The 14,945-nt window shown below is 60.9% G+C and carries 15 protein-coding genes and 2 pseudogenes; 7 read left to right on the top strand and 10 right to left on the bottom strand.

Annotated elements, in window-relative coordinates; all coding sequences use genetic code 11:
• Nucleotides 1–157: 157 nt before the first annotated feature.
• The 7 genes and pseudogenes from BMX99_RS10570 to BMX99_RS10540 form a co-directional block, all read right to left on the bottom strand.
• Nucleotides 158–445 (bottom strand): class I SAM-dependent methyltransferase, encoded by a 288-nt coding sequence (locus tag BMX99_RS10570; RefSeq protein ID WP_093451041.1) that lies wholly within the window; start codon nucleotides 443–445, stop codon nucleotides 158–160.
• Entirely contained in the window at nucleotides 442–819 is a 378-nt protein-coding gene (gene tcmP / locus BMX99_RS19865; RefSeq protein WP_244525631.1) for a three-Cys-motif partner protein TcmP, read from the bottom strand. Before tcmP ends, BMX99_RS10570 begins: the two co-directional genes overlap by 4 nt.
• Nucleotides 789–1,714: pseudogene (locus BMX99_RS10560) on the bottom strand (IS3 family transposase); the annotation flags it as partial. The pseudogene BMX99_RS10560 and the gene tcmP, both read right to left, overlap by 31 nt.
• A complete protein-coding gene (locus tag BMX99_RS10555; RefSeq protein WP_093451033.1) occupies nucleotides 1,692–3,053 on the bottom strand; it encodes an IS110 family RNA-guided transposase in 1,362 nt (453 codons plus the stop codon). The pseudogene BMX99_RS10560 and the gene BMX99_RS10555, both read right to left, overlap by 23 nt.
• A gap of 228 nt (nucleotides 3,054–3,281) precedes the next feature.
• A pseudogene (locus BMX99_RS10550) lies at nucleotides 3,282–3,527 on the bottom strand (transposase); the annotation flags it as partial.
• A complete protein-coding gene (locus BMX99_RS10545) occupies nucleotides 3,487–3,720 on the bottom strand; it encodes a hypothetical protein (RefSeq protein ID WP_093451027.1) in 234 nt (77 codons plus the stop codon). The pseudogene BMX99_RS10550 and the gene BMX99_RS10545, both read right to left, overlap by 41 nt.
• Nucleotides 3,721–3,826: 106 nt before the next feature.
• Complete coding sequence (locus BMX99_RS10540; protein ID WP_170848705.1) at nucleotides 3,827–4,924, bottom strand: AAA family ATPase; 1,098 nt, start codon at nucleotides 4,922–4,924, stop codon at nucleotides 3,827–3,829.
• 255 nt (nucleotides 4,925–5,179) lie between these two features.
• Here BMX99_RS10540 and BMX99_RS10535 point away from each other — a divergent pair, with 255 nt between their 5' ends.
• The 6 genes from BMX99_RS10535 to BMX99_RS10510 all read left to right on the top strand — a co-directional run bounded on the left by BMX99_RS10535 (nucleotide 5,180) and on the right by BMX99_RS10510 (nucleotide 11,254).
• Nucleotides 5,180–5,536, top strand: coding sequence for an excisionase family DNA-binding protein (locus BMX99_RS10535; RefSeq protein ID WP_093451016.1), 357 nt, complete (start codon nucleotides 5,180–5,182; stop codon nucleotides 5,534–5,536).
• Nucleotides 5,533–5,799, top strand: coding sequence for a hypothetical protein (locus tag BMX99_RS10530; RefSeq protein WP_093451013.1), 267 nt, complete (start codon nucleotides 5,533–5,535; stop codon nucleotides 5,797–5,799). Before BMX99_RS10535 ends, BMX99_RS10530 begins: the two co-directional genes overlap by 4 nt.
• 22 nt (nucleotides 5,800–5,821) lie before the next feature.
• On the top strand, nucleotides 5,822–8,272 hold the full coding sequence (locus BMX99_RS10525) for a site-specific integrase (protein WP_139199487.1): 2,451 nt from the start codon (nucleotides 5,822–5,824) through the stop codon (nucleotides 8,270–8,272).
• A gap of 199 nt (nucleotides 8,273–8,471) precedes the next feature.
• The gene (locus tag BMX99_RS10520) at nucleotides 8,472–9,752 is read left to right on the top strand and encodes a tyrosine-type recombinase/integrase (protein WP_170848704.1); all 1,281 of its coding nucleotides are present in this window, start codon (nucleotides 8,472–8,474) and stop codon (nucleotides 9,750–9,752) included.
• 247 nt (nucleotides 9,753–9,999) lie between these two features.
• Entirely contained in the window at nucleotides 10,000–10,392 is a 393-nt protein-coding gene (locus tag BMX99_RS10515; RefSeq protein WP_093451000.1) for a hypothetical protein, read from the top strand.
• 502 nt (nucleotides 10,393–10,894) lie between these two features.
• Nucleotides 10,895–11,254 (top strand): hypothetical protein, encoded by a 360-nt coding sequence (locus BMX99_RS10510; RefSeq protein WP_093450994.1) that lies wholly within the window; start codon nucleotides 10,895–10,897, stop codon nucleotides 11,252–11,254.
• A 53-nt stretch (nucleotides 11,255–11,307) separates the two neighbouring features.
• On the opposite strand, the gene BMX99_RS10505 is transcribed toward BMX99_RS10510, so the two are convergent.
• Together BMX99_RS10505 and BMX99_RS20005 are read right to left on the bottom strand one after the other, a co-directional pair.
• Entirely contained in the window at nucleotides 11,308–11,904 is a 597-nt protein-coding gene (locus BMX99_RS10505; protein ID WP_139199485.1) for a site-specific integrase, read from the bottom strand.
• A gap of 534 nt (nucleotides 11,905–12,438) precedes the next feature.
• The gene (locus tag BMX99_RS20005) at nucleotides 12,439–12,564 is read right to left on the bottom strand and encodes a hypothetical protein (RefSeq protein WP_302846892.1); all 126 of its coding nucleotides are present in this window, start codon (nucleotides 12,562–12,564) and stop codon (nucleotides 12,439–12,441) included.
• Nucleotides 12,565–12,918: 354 nt separating this feature from the next.
• Here BMX99_RS20005 and BMX99_RS10500 point away from each other — a divergent pair, with 354 nt between their 5' ends.
• Nucleotides 12,919–13,347, top strand: a complete 429-nt coding sequence (locus BMX99_RS10500) for a hypothetical protein (RefSeq protein ID WP_093450988.1) — start codon at nucleotides 12,919–12,921, stop codon at nucleotides 13,345–13,347.
• A 343-nt stretch (nucleotides 13,348–13,690) separates the two neighbouring features.
• On the opposite strand, the gene BMX99_RS10495 is transcribed toward BMX99_RS10500, so the two are convergent.
• Nucleotides 13,691–14,881 carry an NnrS family protein gene (locus BMX99_RS10495; RefSeq protein ID WP_093450985.1) on the bottom strand — a complete coding sequence of 397 codons (1,191 nt, stop codon included), beginning with the start codon at nucleotides 14,879–14,881 and terminating at the stop codon, nucleotides 13,691–13,693.
• Nucleotides 14,882–14,945: the final 64 nt, after the last annotated feature.

Raw genomic sequence — 14,945 nt, 5'->3', positions numbered from 1 at the left:
TTCAGGTTGGCTCTGGGCCGGCTCGGCCGGGCGGGCACACTCGCCTTGGCGTCCAACGCGCTGCGCCGCCCCATGACAGCATCGAGCCCGAACCACAGATGATGAGCGGGCAACGAAAACCGCTTTACGCATTCGCAATGAGTAACGACCATTCAAATCAACGTTTTCCAACCCTCTCGCCTTGGCGAAGGATGTAGTCGGCACCTTTCAGCCCAAGTTTGTTTGGCCCGGCCCAGATTAGGTAATAGAGCGGCGCGTTGCGCGTGTTCCGGATCAAGTGCGGTTTGGCGACGAATGGGAAAAGCGACTTTAGCCGACTGACATAAAGTTCGAGCAACATTTCCGCTACATCGCCGTTCTTGGTCGTAACCTCGTTGCCGAACAAATCGACCTCCCGGCTATAGGCGATGGTGCGCCATTCGTCTGTTCCGAAGCAGGCGGTCAACTGGTCGGCCCAACGTTCCGGAACATTTCCGGAGCGGGTGATAGGCGATTGATAGCCATCGCCAGCGGGAAGTTGATCACCACTTCCATTGTGCCTGTGTCCACCAACGCCTCTAAGGTCGCCCATTCCATATGAGCGCCATAGGGGTCGAGGAAAGCGACCCCGCGAATGTTGCGCGCCTTGAGAGACGGCGCGAGGTTGCGGATCAGCGGGTTGCAGTCGCCCACCTGAACCGTCACGCCGTTCCGCTCTTCGGTGAGAGCGCGCAGCGTCTCTGCGCGAGTTTCGTCGAGGTCGAAGAAATAATGCCGGTGTGGACTTGCCCGGGTTTCGTGGAGAGCGTTTAGCTCACTTCGCGGGCCTTTCGCTCGAATGCGATCGGGCTCTGGAAGCCGAGCGATGAATGGCGTCTGACGGGATTGTAGAACCCGTCGATGTGTCTGGCGATGGCGTTTTCCGCCTTTTGGTGGGATTGCCAGGTGACCGGCCAGATCAGCTCCGACTTGATGGTCTTGAAGAACGTTTCCACCATCGAGTTGACGTAGCAGTTCCCGCGCCCGCTCATCGAGATCAAGATGCCACGTTTGCGGAGCCGCGCCTGATAGTCCACCGAGCAGTATTGCGATCCGCGGTCGGAATGGTGAACCAGTCCTGGCTCAGGGTTGCGAGCGGCCAGAGCATGGCGCAGGGCTTCGACGGCGAGGTCACGCTTCAAGCGATCACTCGTGGCCCAACCGACGACGCGGCGCGAGAAGAGGTCCAAGACAATGGCAAGGTGAAGCCAGCCCTCTGCCGTCCAGATGTAGGAGATGTCCGCCCCCCACTTCCTGTCCGGACCGTCCGCCGCGAAGTCTTGTGCCACGAGGTTGGGCGCGACTGGCCAGGCATGTTCACTGTCCGTCGTCCGTTTGAAGCGCCGCTTTTGCCGCGCGATCAACTGGCTCTCGCGCATCAGTCGTGCCGTGCGGTGCCGCCCGATCTGGTGCCCCTCATCGACGCGATCGCGGTGCATGCGGGGACTGCCATAGGTCCCGTTCGACAGCGCAAAGGCCGTTCGGATGTGGGCCAGATGGATCATGTCCTGCCGCTGGCGATGACAGGCGGGGCGGTCCCTCCAGGCGAAAAACCCGCTCTGGCTGACTCCGAGAACCCTGCACATCCTCTGGATAGGAAAGCTGGTCTTCTCCGCCTCTATGAAAGCGAAGCTCATCGACTTGCGTCTTTCGCGAAGAAGGCTGCTGCTTTCCTAAGAAACAGCCGGTTCAGGCGAAACGGGCGCCAAGGCGTAGCCCAGGGTCTTGGCGCGTCGCTGGAGGTTCGCGAGGACGCGCTGGCGGTGTCGCTCATCATAGGCTGCGGCGCCCTGATCTTGATAAGTCATTCCATGCCGGATGGAGTTGTAGAACAGGACGGCGATCTTGCGGGCGGTGGCCGTCACCGCCTTCTGCTTTCCGATCCGCGCCGAGAGACGGCGATAGAAGGCGCCCAGGGCCGTGTCGCTGCGTCCGATGGTTGTGGCGGCCAATCGCAACAGGGCCGCCGCCCGGCTTGAGGAGCGCCGCGTCTTCGACGACAGAAGCTTGCCCCCGGAGATCTTGTTGCCGGGTGCCAGGCAGAGCCAGGATGTGAAGTGCTTTGCCGTCTTCCACGCGCGCAGATCAGTGCCGCACTCAGCCACCAGCTTCAGCGCCAGCGAAGGACCAAGGCCATGTATCTGGGTCAGGTCGGTTCCCAATACCCCGTAGAGCGCTGCTCGCACGTCGAAGGCCGGTGCATTGACTTGCCTGCCTTTGATCCGGGCCTTCGGCAGCGGCGGCCGATCGTCCCCTCCCTTGACTGAGAGGGCGGCAACAGCCGCTTCCAGCCGCTGATCGCATTCCTTGATCTTGGCTTTGTAGAAGTCATAAAGGTCAAGCGACTGCGCCAGAGCGAAGACATGTTCCGCCCGGTCATTGCCCACAAGTGCTGCCCGGATCGTCTCCGGCGAGGATTTGCATCGCACATCCCGGTAAGCGGCCAGCACCTCCGGATCGCGCTCACCCGCGACGATGGCGCGAATGATCTTCATGCCGGTCGCGCCGGTGATGTCGGAGACGACATGGTGCAGCTGTAAGTTCAACTCCATCAGCGCCTTCTGCATGTGTTGAATATGCGCGGCCGCATACTCTGTCAGACGTTCGCGCTGGCGCATGTAAGCACGCAGGGTTGCGATCTCGGCTTCGGGGCGGAAACTACCACGCAGCAGGCCGTAGGAATGCAACTGGCGCAGCCATCCTGCATCGCTGACATCGGTTTTGCGGCCGGGCACGTTCTTGGCATAACGGGCGTTCACGAGGATCACCTCGAAGCCTCGGGCCTCGAGGATCTCGAACGCCGGTATCCAGTAGACACCGGTGGATTCCATGGCCACGCTGGTGACGCCGCAAGACCGGAACCAGTCGGCGAGGTCGTGCAGATCCTGGGTGAACGTGCCGAAGGCGCGAACCGACATGTCACAGCTGGACGGATTCACCGCTGCCATATGCATCGTCGAGCCGATGTCGATCGCGGCCGCATCGGGATTGACCATCTTCAAGTCCGGGTGGCCGCCGGTCGTAGGTCTGGGCATGACATCTCCTCCGTTCGGAACGAAGGGCGTGGGCCATGCAAGTTCTTCATCTTCCTAACCGGGATCGCCGCTATCGCGCCGTCACCACTCTCAAGTGCGCATCAGCCCTTGTGCCACGTTTTTTAACGGGGTCCAGCCCACCAATAAGCCATCGGCAACTGCCCTTCGCTACGAGCATAGCACAAGCTGTTGCTACCCCGCACAGGCGGGCTGCGGCCCAGAACGGTTTTTTAGGATGTCACGCTCCTGCTTCAGAACCGTGTTCTCGCGTCGTAACCGCTTCAACTCGGCGTGCAGGTCCATCGACGCCTCGACCGGCTCACCAGCACCCCGTTCACGACTGAGCCATCGCGTCAACTTCGATAGGCCAATGCCCAGATCTTCTGCGATCTCGCGCCGTGTCCGACCGCTTGTCAGCGCCAGTCTGACTGCTTCACGCCGAAACTCCGGCGTAGGTCTGTTTCCGTTTCCCATAGAACACCTCCTGGTTCCTCAGTTGGTGCTCTCCACTTTTTCCGGGCAAGTCCACCTCCCTGACAGCGGCGGCATCAATGTCGACGACCGTTTTGCCGTTCTCCAGCATGTCAGAGACGATCTGATGGACGAGATCCGGTGAATAGCTTCTCGGTCGGCCGCCTTGGTTTTGCGTAGCGAGGGTCTTGGTCATAAGGACTTTGTCTTTCGGTTGGTCAAACCGGGAATGACAAACCCGGTCTAATGGCTGCGGTTGATGGGAATATTGGCTAAGTGGGCGTGACCGGAAATTCCGCCCGTCACGTTCCAGACGAGGCGGTGCCGTCGGCACCGCGAAGGCGCCAGTCGCTGCCGACTTTCTCGACAACCGGGGCCTCTTGCTCGGACAACCGGCCGAGCACGCGTCGGATGGTCGCCATACTGTTTTCGTCCGACATGCCCCCGAATATCTCTGGCGGCACGCATTCGAGGATATCGCGTGCCTTGAAAGTCTCTGCGCCGCGCTTGCCGGTCAGGCCGCGGATGTAGAGGACGGTCAGGACCGCCGTGTCATATTTCGATGCTTGCGTCGGCTTGCCCACAGCTTCCTTGTCTGACGGTTTCTGGCTCTCGACAGCTTTCACCGTAGTGCGGTCTTCACCATCCTCATCATGACCCAGGACAAAGCTCTCGGTTCGAAAGTAATGGTCTCCCGCCTTCGGCATCGTGCGTTGTTTTTCCTGAAGGACGCGCACTGCCTCTGCTTTCTGCGGCATGAGCGAAATCTCGGTGTCGACAGCACCGCGCAGGGCAGAGCTTCCACGGCCGCCGCGATCCGTATCTTTTCCGGTGTGGTGCACCAGCATGACATGCGCGTTGCTGCGCCGCGCGATCCTCTCGGCAGCATTGACAACGCCGGTCATGGACGCGGCGCAGTTCTCATCGACGCCAGTGATCGACCGAGCCAGGGTGTCGAAGACGATCAGAACGACTTTTTGGCCAAAATCACGAACCAGGTTGTTGAGCTCGGCAATGAATTGTTCCACTTGCTCGGGATCCGAAAGGTTCACAGGTTCCATGCGAACAATGTAAGGCGAGGTCGTTGGAGACTCTCCGATTCCATGCGCCTGCATTCGGTCGAGCACGGACGTAGGGGCCTCTGCGCCGACATGGACGACAATACCTTGCCGCACTCGTGCACCGAAGTAGGGCGTTCCGGTGACGATGCAGTTGCCGAGATGGCATACCAAGGCAGATTTTCCACAGTTGCTCGGTCCGAATAGGACAGATGTTTCCGCGCGCCTTAACCAGCCTTTCACGGCGTAGTTCCATACCAGATTCGGTCGGTGGGTGCGGGCGTCCCGATAGAGGCCCTCCGGCGTCTTCGGGTTCACTTCGGGGTGTCGATGATTGTGCATTGCGGGTGTCCTTTTGGCGGCTCGTGAGAATGTCCGACTTGCTGTCAGAAGGGACTTAGGTCCGACCGCTGGAAGAAAAAAAACGGCACGGCGAAATTTTCTCGATGGCCGCCTGACAGACATACGGACCCTCTCCCTACGGGGAGGGTCCGTATGTCTGTCAGGTGGATTGGCTGCTTGTCGGCGACGTGTTTTTTGATCGGGCGAATTTTCCCTATGTCCATCTCAAACCCAACCAAGACATGGATAAAGCCAATGAAAATCAGCACTATACAGCCCATCTCGATTGCCGAGGCCGCCAGGCTTCTTGCCGTCTCTCCACGAACGGTGACGCGATTGGTCGACAAAGGTGATCTCAGCGCGATCCGCATCGGCGCGACCCTCGCTCTCCCTGTCGGAGAATTGCCCGCGCTTCTTCAAATGTGTTTCGACGGCGACCGACCGCAGGCACTGCTCACCCTGCACGAAGTCGCGGCACGCCTCGGCTGTGCGCCGGACGATGTCCGAGCACGCACGGCGCGTGGTGAACTCAAATCTCTCCGTGTGGGCCGATCTGTGCGTTGGTTGCCGCTCGAGCTTCAGTGCTGTGTGAGCGGGGAGGCACGGCCATGATCGTTGCTCCAGACGAGACCTACACCGCAGCTGACGCCGGCCTGGTCTTGGCGCGCTCCGAGCGCCAGGTGCTCCGTTACCTCGATAGCGGTCGCCTGCGTGGATCGAGGGCGTCCGGACGGTGGACAGTCACAGCGCTACACATATGGGAATTCCAAGGCATCGCCGAAGAAATGATGGAGAGCTGGCGGCTTTATTGCCGCATTTCGGGCGCGCCAGAAGAAATTATTGAAAAACATAAGGTTGCGGAACCCGGGGAGTGAGGTTGGACTGCACGGCGTTGGCATGCAGACCACCCCAATCCCCCCGGTGGCGGCAGATGACATCCCTTGTCGCCAGATGACCGACCACGGCGCGCCGCGACTGCCCCTGTCGCCCGATCTCGAGGTCCCGCCGGCGTGTGCCGGAACGCGCCAGGACCTCGAAACCGGGTCGCAGGACCAATCAAACAGGACGAACCAGACAATGAAGCACGAAACTTTTGCAAGCACCGATGTCGCAACCGAGAACGGCGATACCGCAGACCTGCGCCGGTGCCTCTGGCTAACCACCATGAAAGGGGCCACCCGGACCGCGACTCTCGCAAGCCTGGCGACCGTCTGTGCTGCCATGGGGGATGGCGGCGAGGTGCCAGTGGAAAGACTCCGGCAGATGGTCGAGTCGCCCGATGCCGATACGAAGGCGAAGGTGGGGGAACGCTGGTTGCAGGTCGCAAGTGACTTGCGCCGCGCCTTGCGGGCTTGGGACGATCGGCCCACGCGCTGGCTGGCTCAGCGCCTTCGCGCACGACTTCCGACTCTTGCAGATGCGGCGACCGCGGCTGGGCTCCGGCTCGGCAGCGACGAGTTGCGCCGTGCCGTCTCGGCGCTCGAAGCTCTCGCTGCATCGGAAAATGGCGCACTCGAGGATCTCCCTGCGACTGCCAGTGCAATCGAGCCGTTCCTGCGGACCGCTACTCCGGAGACCTTCGGTGTCGCGAGCATGAAGTCACTCGAGAACAAACGGACTCTCATTCGCAAGGTAGTGCGGTTCGTTGATCCGCTAAGCACCGGCATGCGGGAGACGGCCCCCGCGACCCTGCCTTCGCAGTGGCAAAAGATTCTCGCGAGTCTCGACCACCAGATGAAGGAACACGAGAAGAGTGCCGTCGCGATCCTACGACGCCTTGCCGGGTTCTGCGCGCGGCAGGGGATTGCCCCGGTAGAGATTGATGACACGCTCATCGAGGCCTTCGTCGCCATGGAACTGGCAACACATTCGCCGACCTATATCGAGAAGCTACGCGCCGCCTTTCGGCGGTGGAACGACACAGTCGAAGACGGTTTCGAGGGCCCGCACCTGCGGTTACCCGGTGCTCCCGTGCACCGCCAGCAGAACGTGGCATGGACCGCCGTCCCTCCAGGAATTCGCACGCCTGTAGACGCATACCTTGCGACGGCGATCTCGGTCCGGAACCCCGGCGACTGGGGAGGCCTTGTCCCGGACGAAGACCCGGAATACGCCGATCTGGGCATCGCCTTCGAGACCCCGGTTTCAGATCAGAGGGCGGCCGCACCGATCTTGGAGCCCGGCACTCACAAGAACTGGCGGGATGCAGTCAAACGCGCATGGCATGCTGCGGAATCCGACCCGCGGGTGCAATCGAAACCCATGGCCCTCGGAGACCTGTTCTGTCGGTCCATTGTTTCGGCTTTGGTCGCTTCTGTCCGCGCGGCGCGGCGCAAGAGGGAGGAGTCGCAGGGGCGCGTCTTCGACCCCAAGGTGAAAGGCCGCTACGAACACACTTTGGTGGAAGCCCTCTGTTCCGTCGGGCGGGCGCTTGCCATCGACCCCAGTCGGCTGGCGGAAGTCGAGGAGTTAAAACGGCAGCTCGACCCAAGCGTTATCGCAATGAAGCGGTCGGCAGACGGAAGCTTCAAGCGCGTCTATGCCGAACGACGCATTGGCACTCGCCATTCCACTATGCTCGCGAAATTTGCCGACACATCTCAGCTCAAGCGCTGGTTCGAGGCTCCTTCCGTCCTTTGGAGCCTGGCATGCGCCCCGATCCGGCAGGGTCGCAAGCCGCGGTCCACCCACGTGGCCCTCGCACGCAACGCGCTCATCGCTCGAATGGGGCAATACGTGGCGCCGGTCCGGCGCACGAACCACGCGCGATATCGCCATGTCGGGGATGATCGTCACCTTATCCTGCCCGAAGGTGACGGAGAGGGCACGCTGATCATTCCTGCGCACGAGGGCAAGACTCTGAAGGAGATCCACGTCCGGATCGACCGTGAAACCGTCCGAATGCTGAAATACTACATCAAGCACTTCCTGCCGATTGCCCGGAGACGGGCGAAAGCTTCCCCCGACAACCCTCACTTATTTCCAGGTGCCGGCGGGCGCGAAATCGAGAATGGCGGCTACGCCCCCGGTATGGGTTACTTCACCAGAGCCAAGCTCAACAACAGCTTCAAGAAGCACATGAAGAAGCATTGCGGGCTGGACCTCTGCCTGCACGTGATGCGCCACCTCGCCGGAAAGGTCATCCTCGATCAGGACCCGTCCGCCATGGCATTGGTCAAGGAAATTCTCGGTCACAAGCGCCTGAAAACGACCCAATCCTACTACGCCGAGGTTTCGAGGTTGATCGCGCAACGCCGCTACATCCACCTGCTGGAGCGCCAGTCGCGGCAAGTGCTTGCAACCGTTGCTTTCAAGTTCGTCGATCCGCAGACCGGAAAGGAAATATGACATGCCGAAGCACAGTCTCACCCTGCCGCGGTCAAGCTGGCCCGAGGACCTTCGGACCCGGTTTGAGCGTCGCCAACTCTCGGAGTCTCAACGGAAGCGACTGGGCAGTGCATTAGGGCGTTGGTTGAAGATCGCGGATGACCTCGGAGTTGATGCCCGGGCCGTATCTCGGCAGACGTGGCTGGAGCGCACCCAACACATGACACGAGCGCTGCGCAACGAGGTGCGCCAGGCGCTGGCCATAGCATTCCCGGATGCGGCGGCGTCGCTTTATGCGGATGACTACCATGGGACCTTGCGGCAGGACCCCCGCGTCCAATTGCGTGCAATGATCGCACGCAACCTGGCCAGGTTTCCGGACGATTGGCGTGATGCCGCGATGCCGCTCCTTCATGTCGACGAGGCCGGGCTCGGTGACGGCATCCTCGTTCAGGCTTGGGCCCCAAGCACGATCAAACGGCGTCTTGAAGGAGCGGCATTGCATTTCGACTACTGCCGAACACGACAGCTGGCTGTTGATATCACGCCTAAGTCTCTCCGAGCCAAGCTCCGAGAGGACCAGGCCCGCGTGGAAAGCGGCGAACGTCGCCTTGGAGGCGTTGCCATAGATGTGGCCGGTCTGGCCGGCTTTGCCGCCGCAGTGCGACCGGAGAGATCCTGGGCGTGGCTGATGACCGCGCGTAATCGGCTCAAAAAGCTCGCAAACTACCACGGGTCTCGGAATGCATCGCGCGCCATCGACGCCGCCGAGCTACGGGCGGCCGGGCAACAACTACTCGACAAGGCCGATGCACTCCATGCTGCTGCCCGCAACCGAAGAGCCTTGGTCGCGGCACACACGAAAGCGCGGACCGCATTGATGATGATCCTGCTTGCCGAGGCGCCGATCCGCATCACCAGTTGCGCCGAGGTGGAGTTGCGAAGCGGTCTACTGGACGATCTTACGGGGCTTTTCCTCGATGGTTCGAGCACAAAGGAAGGCGATATCGACAGGCGAGCTTTCAGTGCAACGCTGACCGACGCCATTGGCCGTTACGTCGGTCTGCATCGTGCCGTCGTCGCGGCGCGAGAGGAAACACGCTTGCTCGTCGGCGAGCGTGGCGGCCCGATCAAAGCCGCACAACTCTCGAAAAACCTGGGTGACTTCACCGAGCCGCTCTTCGGAGTTCGGGTCACACCGCACGCGATCCGCCATTCGGTCGGAAACTTCATCGTCGCCACGGCCCCAGACGAAGCGGCACTTGCGACCATAATCCTCAACCACCGCAGCGATGCCGTGACGCCTGCGTATCATCAGCGCGCCGATCAGATCGTGGCCTCCCGGAAGCTGCGTGAGGCCGCGGAGAGCAGCGCCGCCGCGCTGTCGGTCGACACGAGCCCGACCCGCAGAAACGCAGGTCGAATGAAACTGGGAAATCTGCGACGCAGGGCAATCACGAGCAGAGCCCAAACGAGGTTTCATCGGAAGTCGATAAAGTGAAGAGGCATCCGGGCTGTCAAAAGGCGACGAGAAGTCTCGTCAGCAGAAGTGCACAGCCCGGAAACTTCGGCAACGCAACCATACGGCAGAGGAACTGAATGGCGCGCCGATGGCCGGGTGTCCGGTCAGGCCCCTCCCTGTGAGGGCCTGATCGGACACCCGGCCCGATTGGCGCGGATGAGGACGAAAGTGAGGAAGGGACGATCTTGACCCGGCCAGGAGCCGGACCACCGAACTGGAGGACGTCATGTTCGACCACATCCGCCCCGACACTTTCACCACCGATGACCCTTTCGCTCCCCTCAGGGAGTTCGCAGCTTCCCATCGGGAGGCTCTGATCAATGCCGCGGCGCTTCTCGGGGGGAGCCGGGGGGCACGCCTCTCGCTCGATGCCCTGGACGGTCTTACGTCCGGGATCAGTCCTGCCCGGCGCACGCGATCCGAACTCGCGGCACTTCTCGAGCTTCTGTCCCTCGAGAATGTCCACGACGAAACCCGTGAAGAGGCGGCGCGGTTCGCGGCGATCGATCCAGCCGATCCGATCGTCGAGGAGATCTGCGAACTCACCGACGGATTGCGTGATGCGCTCGAACCGCTGATTGCCGCCCAAACCGCCGGGTCACGCCGCGTGGCCGCGTAGGCAGGAATGCCACAGGCGCTGCTGGCGCACCCCGCTGGCAGCGCTTGACGGCCATACCTGGCCGTGGCGCCATCCACATCATGGGTCACCGACTGGAGGCAGTGAGGTCAAGTCCAAGGCAGGCGTCAGGCTCGACTGGCAATCGAGCGGACCCAAGGGAGCTGTTCCAGAACACCACTGACAAAGGCTCAAATGCGCGGCTGGCGGCAGCCATTTGAAGGGACGGGAGCGGCGGGATGCCGTTGTTGCCCCTACTAAAATGACCGGCAACGAACCGGCCATGTTCGTCGCGCGCTGAGCGGGCTTGAGGGTTCAATACAAATCTCGGACAGCCTCTGAGGCTAAAATGCAAAGGGCTCTCCGAACTTATCGGCCGACTGGCTGCCCGCCCAGGAACTGATCGGGCTTGCGCGGCTGATTATGGCCGCGCCCGTTCGCCAAACTTGACGACAGCAGATCAACGGACGGCAAACGCCGTCGGCTGTCAGAGCAGGAGGGCTTCATGCTCACCATTACACCCCACACCGATCTTCGGGCGAATGTGCACAGTCCGAAAATTTCTGAAATCGCCGACTTTCTCGGTCGGGAAGAGCCCGCGCTCGTTGAGCTTTTGGAAGCCTTCGGGGATCTCGAAGCCGCTGAAGCCGCGCGACAAGCCGCACGGCTCTCGGAAGCGCGGGTCCCGGAACTGCAAAGCCTCGGCAACGCGATCAAGCGGGTCCTTGCCGGACTGGACGACATCCAGCCGTCATTCGTCGAGCACATGATGATCGCGGGTGTTTGTCAGCGTGATGCACCCGCAGCAATCCGCTGGACCGGTGCAAGGCTGACGGACCTCCTCGGCATTATCGAGGCGGCTTGATGCCATTTCGGCGCCCCTGGGATAGGGGCGCCGGCGACCATGGGGGCATCGGGTCACCCGACGACCCGGAAGGGGGCAGCTTTGGAGCCTATGTTCCGGTGGCTGAAGGGGCTGCGCACCTGCTCGAGGTTGAAGTGGATTTCCGAAATCACGCCGTGGAGCGTCTTCATGGAGATGCCATCTTGAGCGTAGGACTTCTCGCCCTCATCGAGCGGCTCATGGCCCATCAGCGCCCTCTTGACGTAGCCGGGCACCAGATTTTCCATCAACGCATGGTGAAATGTCGTCCTGAGCGCATGGAAGTCGAGACCGCGCCAGTAGACCTTGTGCGCTTGGCGGTATTTGGTGAATTCTTTAGTCCAAAGCTCTGTGAAAGTTTCCTTGTGCTTGCCGCGCTTGAGATCCGGGAAGAGGCGGGGCTCGCTTGCTCGGCGACGCAACTCGACGAGTTCGATCAAACCGAGCCGCACGAGTTCGGGATGGACCGGTATCAGCCGGTGTCCAGCGTCCGACTTGATGCTGTTCCCGGGCTTATTGTGCAGCCGGTAGTAATGAATCCCGCCGGTCGTTTCGAAATCCTCGGGTGAGAGCTGGAGGATTTCCTCTTCGCGTCCTCCGCCGAGCAGCGCCATGAGCTGCGCCCAGAACATGGGGTCGCCAACGTCATCGCACGCCCCGCGGAACACCGGCGTCGCGAGGAACTTGTAGATCCGGTCATCCCAGGGACGACGGTCGCGCTTATCTTCAGACTTCTCATTGCCTCTGCGCTCTTGTTGCTGATCATATGCTTTGTGAATGGGCTGGCGTCGAGGTGTCCGAGCTTGACCAGCATCTTGGCGGGCCGGTTGAGGGAACGCGTGTGCTTCAGGATCGTCTCGACCCGGATACGCGGGATGAGGTTGTTCAGCCGGGCGCGCTCGATCTTGGCTTCGGAACCTCCGGACAGCGTCGCTTCTGCAACAGCGCGCTCGACGTTTCTCTTTTCCTTTTCGTCCGTTGTTGCGATCAGGGCATCAAGGTCACGGGTTTCCGAGCAACTCTTGCCGTGGGTCTCCGGAAGCTTCCGAATTTTTTTTCTTGGCTTCGCGGATATCCTTGTCGGAAATCTCACTCAACGGGCGGTTGCCCAGCAGACGCACCCAGAGCCCCTTACCAACCTCAAGGTTGTTCCGGCTGATGTTTTTTCATCGCTCGCCTGCCAATTCATCCGGGACTTCTTCTTCACCGAAATCGTCCGTATATCCCTGGAGCTTCTTCGCGATGTAAAGGTCGAAATAGTCCTCAAGCAGCAGCGATGTGGCCGAAGGCACCTCGTCCTTTTCTGCCTTGGAAGATGGTATTCTTCTTGACTGACATCGGGCACCGCCGCTCGCGGTGGACTTTCGACACGGCAGACAACTTGCGGACCAACAGCGAACCCTTTGCCATTTGCGCGATGCGCTACCATCCGTCCTCATCCACTCCTGTCGCCTCAAAGCCGATGTGTCAGCGGGTAAGGTGTATCCGTGACCTCCGTGACTTGCTATGTTGTCGGTAACCAAATTCGCATTGTCGAGGGTTTGCAACCAGTTCTGGGTAGTGCCCCTTGCCTTCAGCTTCGAATGAGGGGCCCGGTCCGTCTCAGCGAGGACCCGGCGTCGTTGGATATTGAAACATGATCGGGAATGATCGTAATCGCAATGGTCGGCAAACTGTTAAGACTCTCTCTCGACCTGCGTGATGTCTGCGTGTGGCTGAGCAGCCGGCATGTAGATACGCTATTTGGCTTCTGCGTTGATCGAAACTACAGCTCGGATCCGAGCGTGATCTCTCACGTCGTAGTCAGTTGTAAAGATCAGGATACACGGCGCATGCTTCGCCAAGAAGCGACCCAGGCGCTCCAAGCGCTGGGATACACCGTGGCGCCGGCGGGCGGAGATGTCTATGACACGGGCCCGGCGTCTCGGGAAGGGATGTCAGCGCACCAGAAACTCCGCAGCATCCGTCGCGTCTACGATGCGATCAACGGCAAATACTCTTCGGCACATGACTATAGCCGTCCACGCCCGACGGATGAGGAAATTGCGTCGATGCCAGTCGATGACGCTTTTTAGTTCGACGCTAAAGACCGAAAACGCTCTCTGTGATTGGCAAACCATGTTTTTGAAAGAGGTGACGGCTACGACCTCGTGATGAACACCGTCGATTCGATCCCGAAATCGACTTGAGCATCGACGAGGGTTTCGTCCGATAGAGCATACAACATGGCGTGACGGAGTTGGTTAGATCGATCCAGGCCGGATTGGATGGTCCGCGACTATCTCCCGCGTGCATTCAAATGCCATCGCTCGGGCCAATAACTTCGATGGCTTCCTCGCTCGCCCTCCTCCACCAAGCAGTCAAGTTTGGTCGGAAGCTCCAGGTTCGAGCGTTCTATTTTTCGACAGATAGGGCATTTTAGGGTTTTGACGCTGGCTTCCGCCCGACCTTGGGGCCAAGAAGCCAGGGCGCAACGCGCCAAAGGTAGACAATGAATGCCATAGTCCAGAAGGCGGTGGCAAAGTCGATGCCGTCGAACCTACCAACCTCAGCGCCTTGGCCAACCACACGCGCCAAAGTGGCGGCACAGATCAGGGCGAATGCTCCCGTGAGCCAAGGTCCGGCAACCAGCGGACGGCCGGTATGCCCCATTGTTGCCCGCATCATGACCGCCAGTGTCATCCCGGCGACGGCGCCGATGCCCAGCACGTGGGCGCTGGCGGCCGGCCCCACGAGGCCTGCCGCTTCGGCTCCGATGGACGCAAAACCCAGCGGCACCATCAGGTATGCGACATGGAGCATCAGAAGAAGCGGCGACCGCCAAGTGGCCAGTCCCCGCCAGCGCAGCAGCCGCATCAGGTGCAGCAAAGCTGCGGCGCCGCCGACAAGAACGCTCGCCGCATGAAATGGCGCGATAGCCCAACTGACAAGTGCGGCGGCACCGATCAGGATGCAGACACCGTCGAAACGGTTGAACGCAACCGGCATCCGCGCCGACCGGCGTTGGGCAAGCCAGTTCCGCGTGAAGCTCGGCACGATGCGCCCTCCGATCAGCATGATTAGGAAGACAAGCAGGGCGATCCCAAGACGACGACCGATATCGGAGACGCCCTGGGTCAACGCCTCGATGTGAAACACAATATTCGCACCCCACAGCAGGGACACCGGAACGAGGACCTTGAGGTTCTTCCAATTTCGACCGGCCACGATTTCCCGTGCGATCATCCCGGCGACAGCGAGCAGGAATATCTGATCGATAATGGTGGCCCCGACCGGACCGACCGGCAACAGCCCCGCGACACCGGCCCGTCCCGCGAGCCACAGCGCCAGCAGAACCGCCAATGGCCAGCCGCGTGTAGGCATCCGCCCGGTCCAGTTCGGAACTGCCGTGAACAGGAATCCGGCAACCACGGCTGCACTATATCCGAAGATCATTTCGTGGATGTGCCAGTCGGTCGGTGCGAGGTGGCCGCCGATGCGGACATCCCCGTGCCAGATCAACCACCACACCGGGATTACAGCGGCGGCAAAGAGGCCCGCAAAAAGAAAGAAAGGACGAAAGCCATAGCTGAAAAGTGCCGGGCCTTGATAAATTTCGCGCGTTTTCATTGATCTTACCCTTTGAAAGCAATCGGGCGGCACCAATGGCACCGCCCGGATCGGTCATCAGACG

The sequence above is a fragment of the Pseudooceanicola nitratireducens genome, assembly GCF_900109195.1.
GTDB classification, from domain to species: Bacteria; Pseudomonadota; Alphaproteobacteria; order Rhodobacterales; family Rhodobacteraceae; genus Pseudooceanicola; species Pseudooceanicola nitratireducens.
This window is presented reverse-complemented; position numbering and strand designations above follow the sequence as displayed.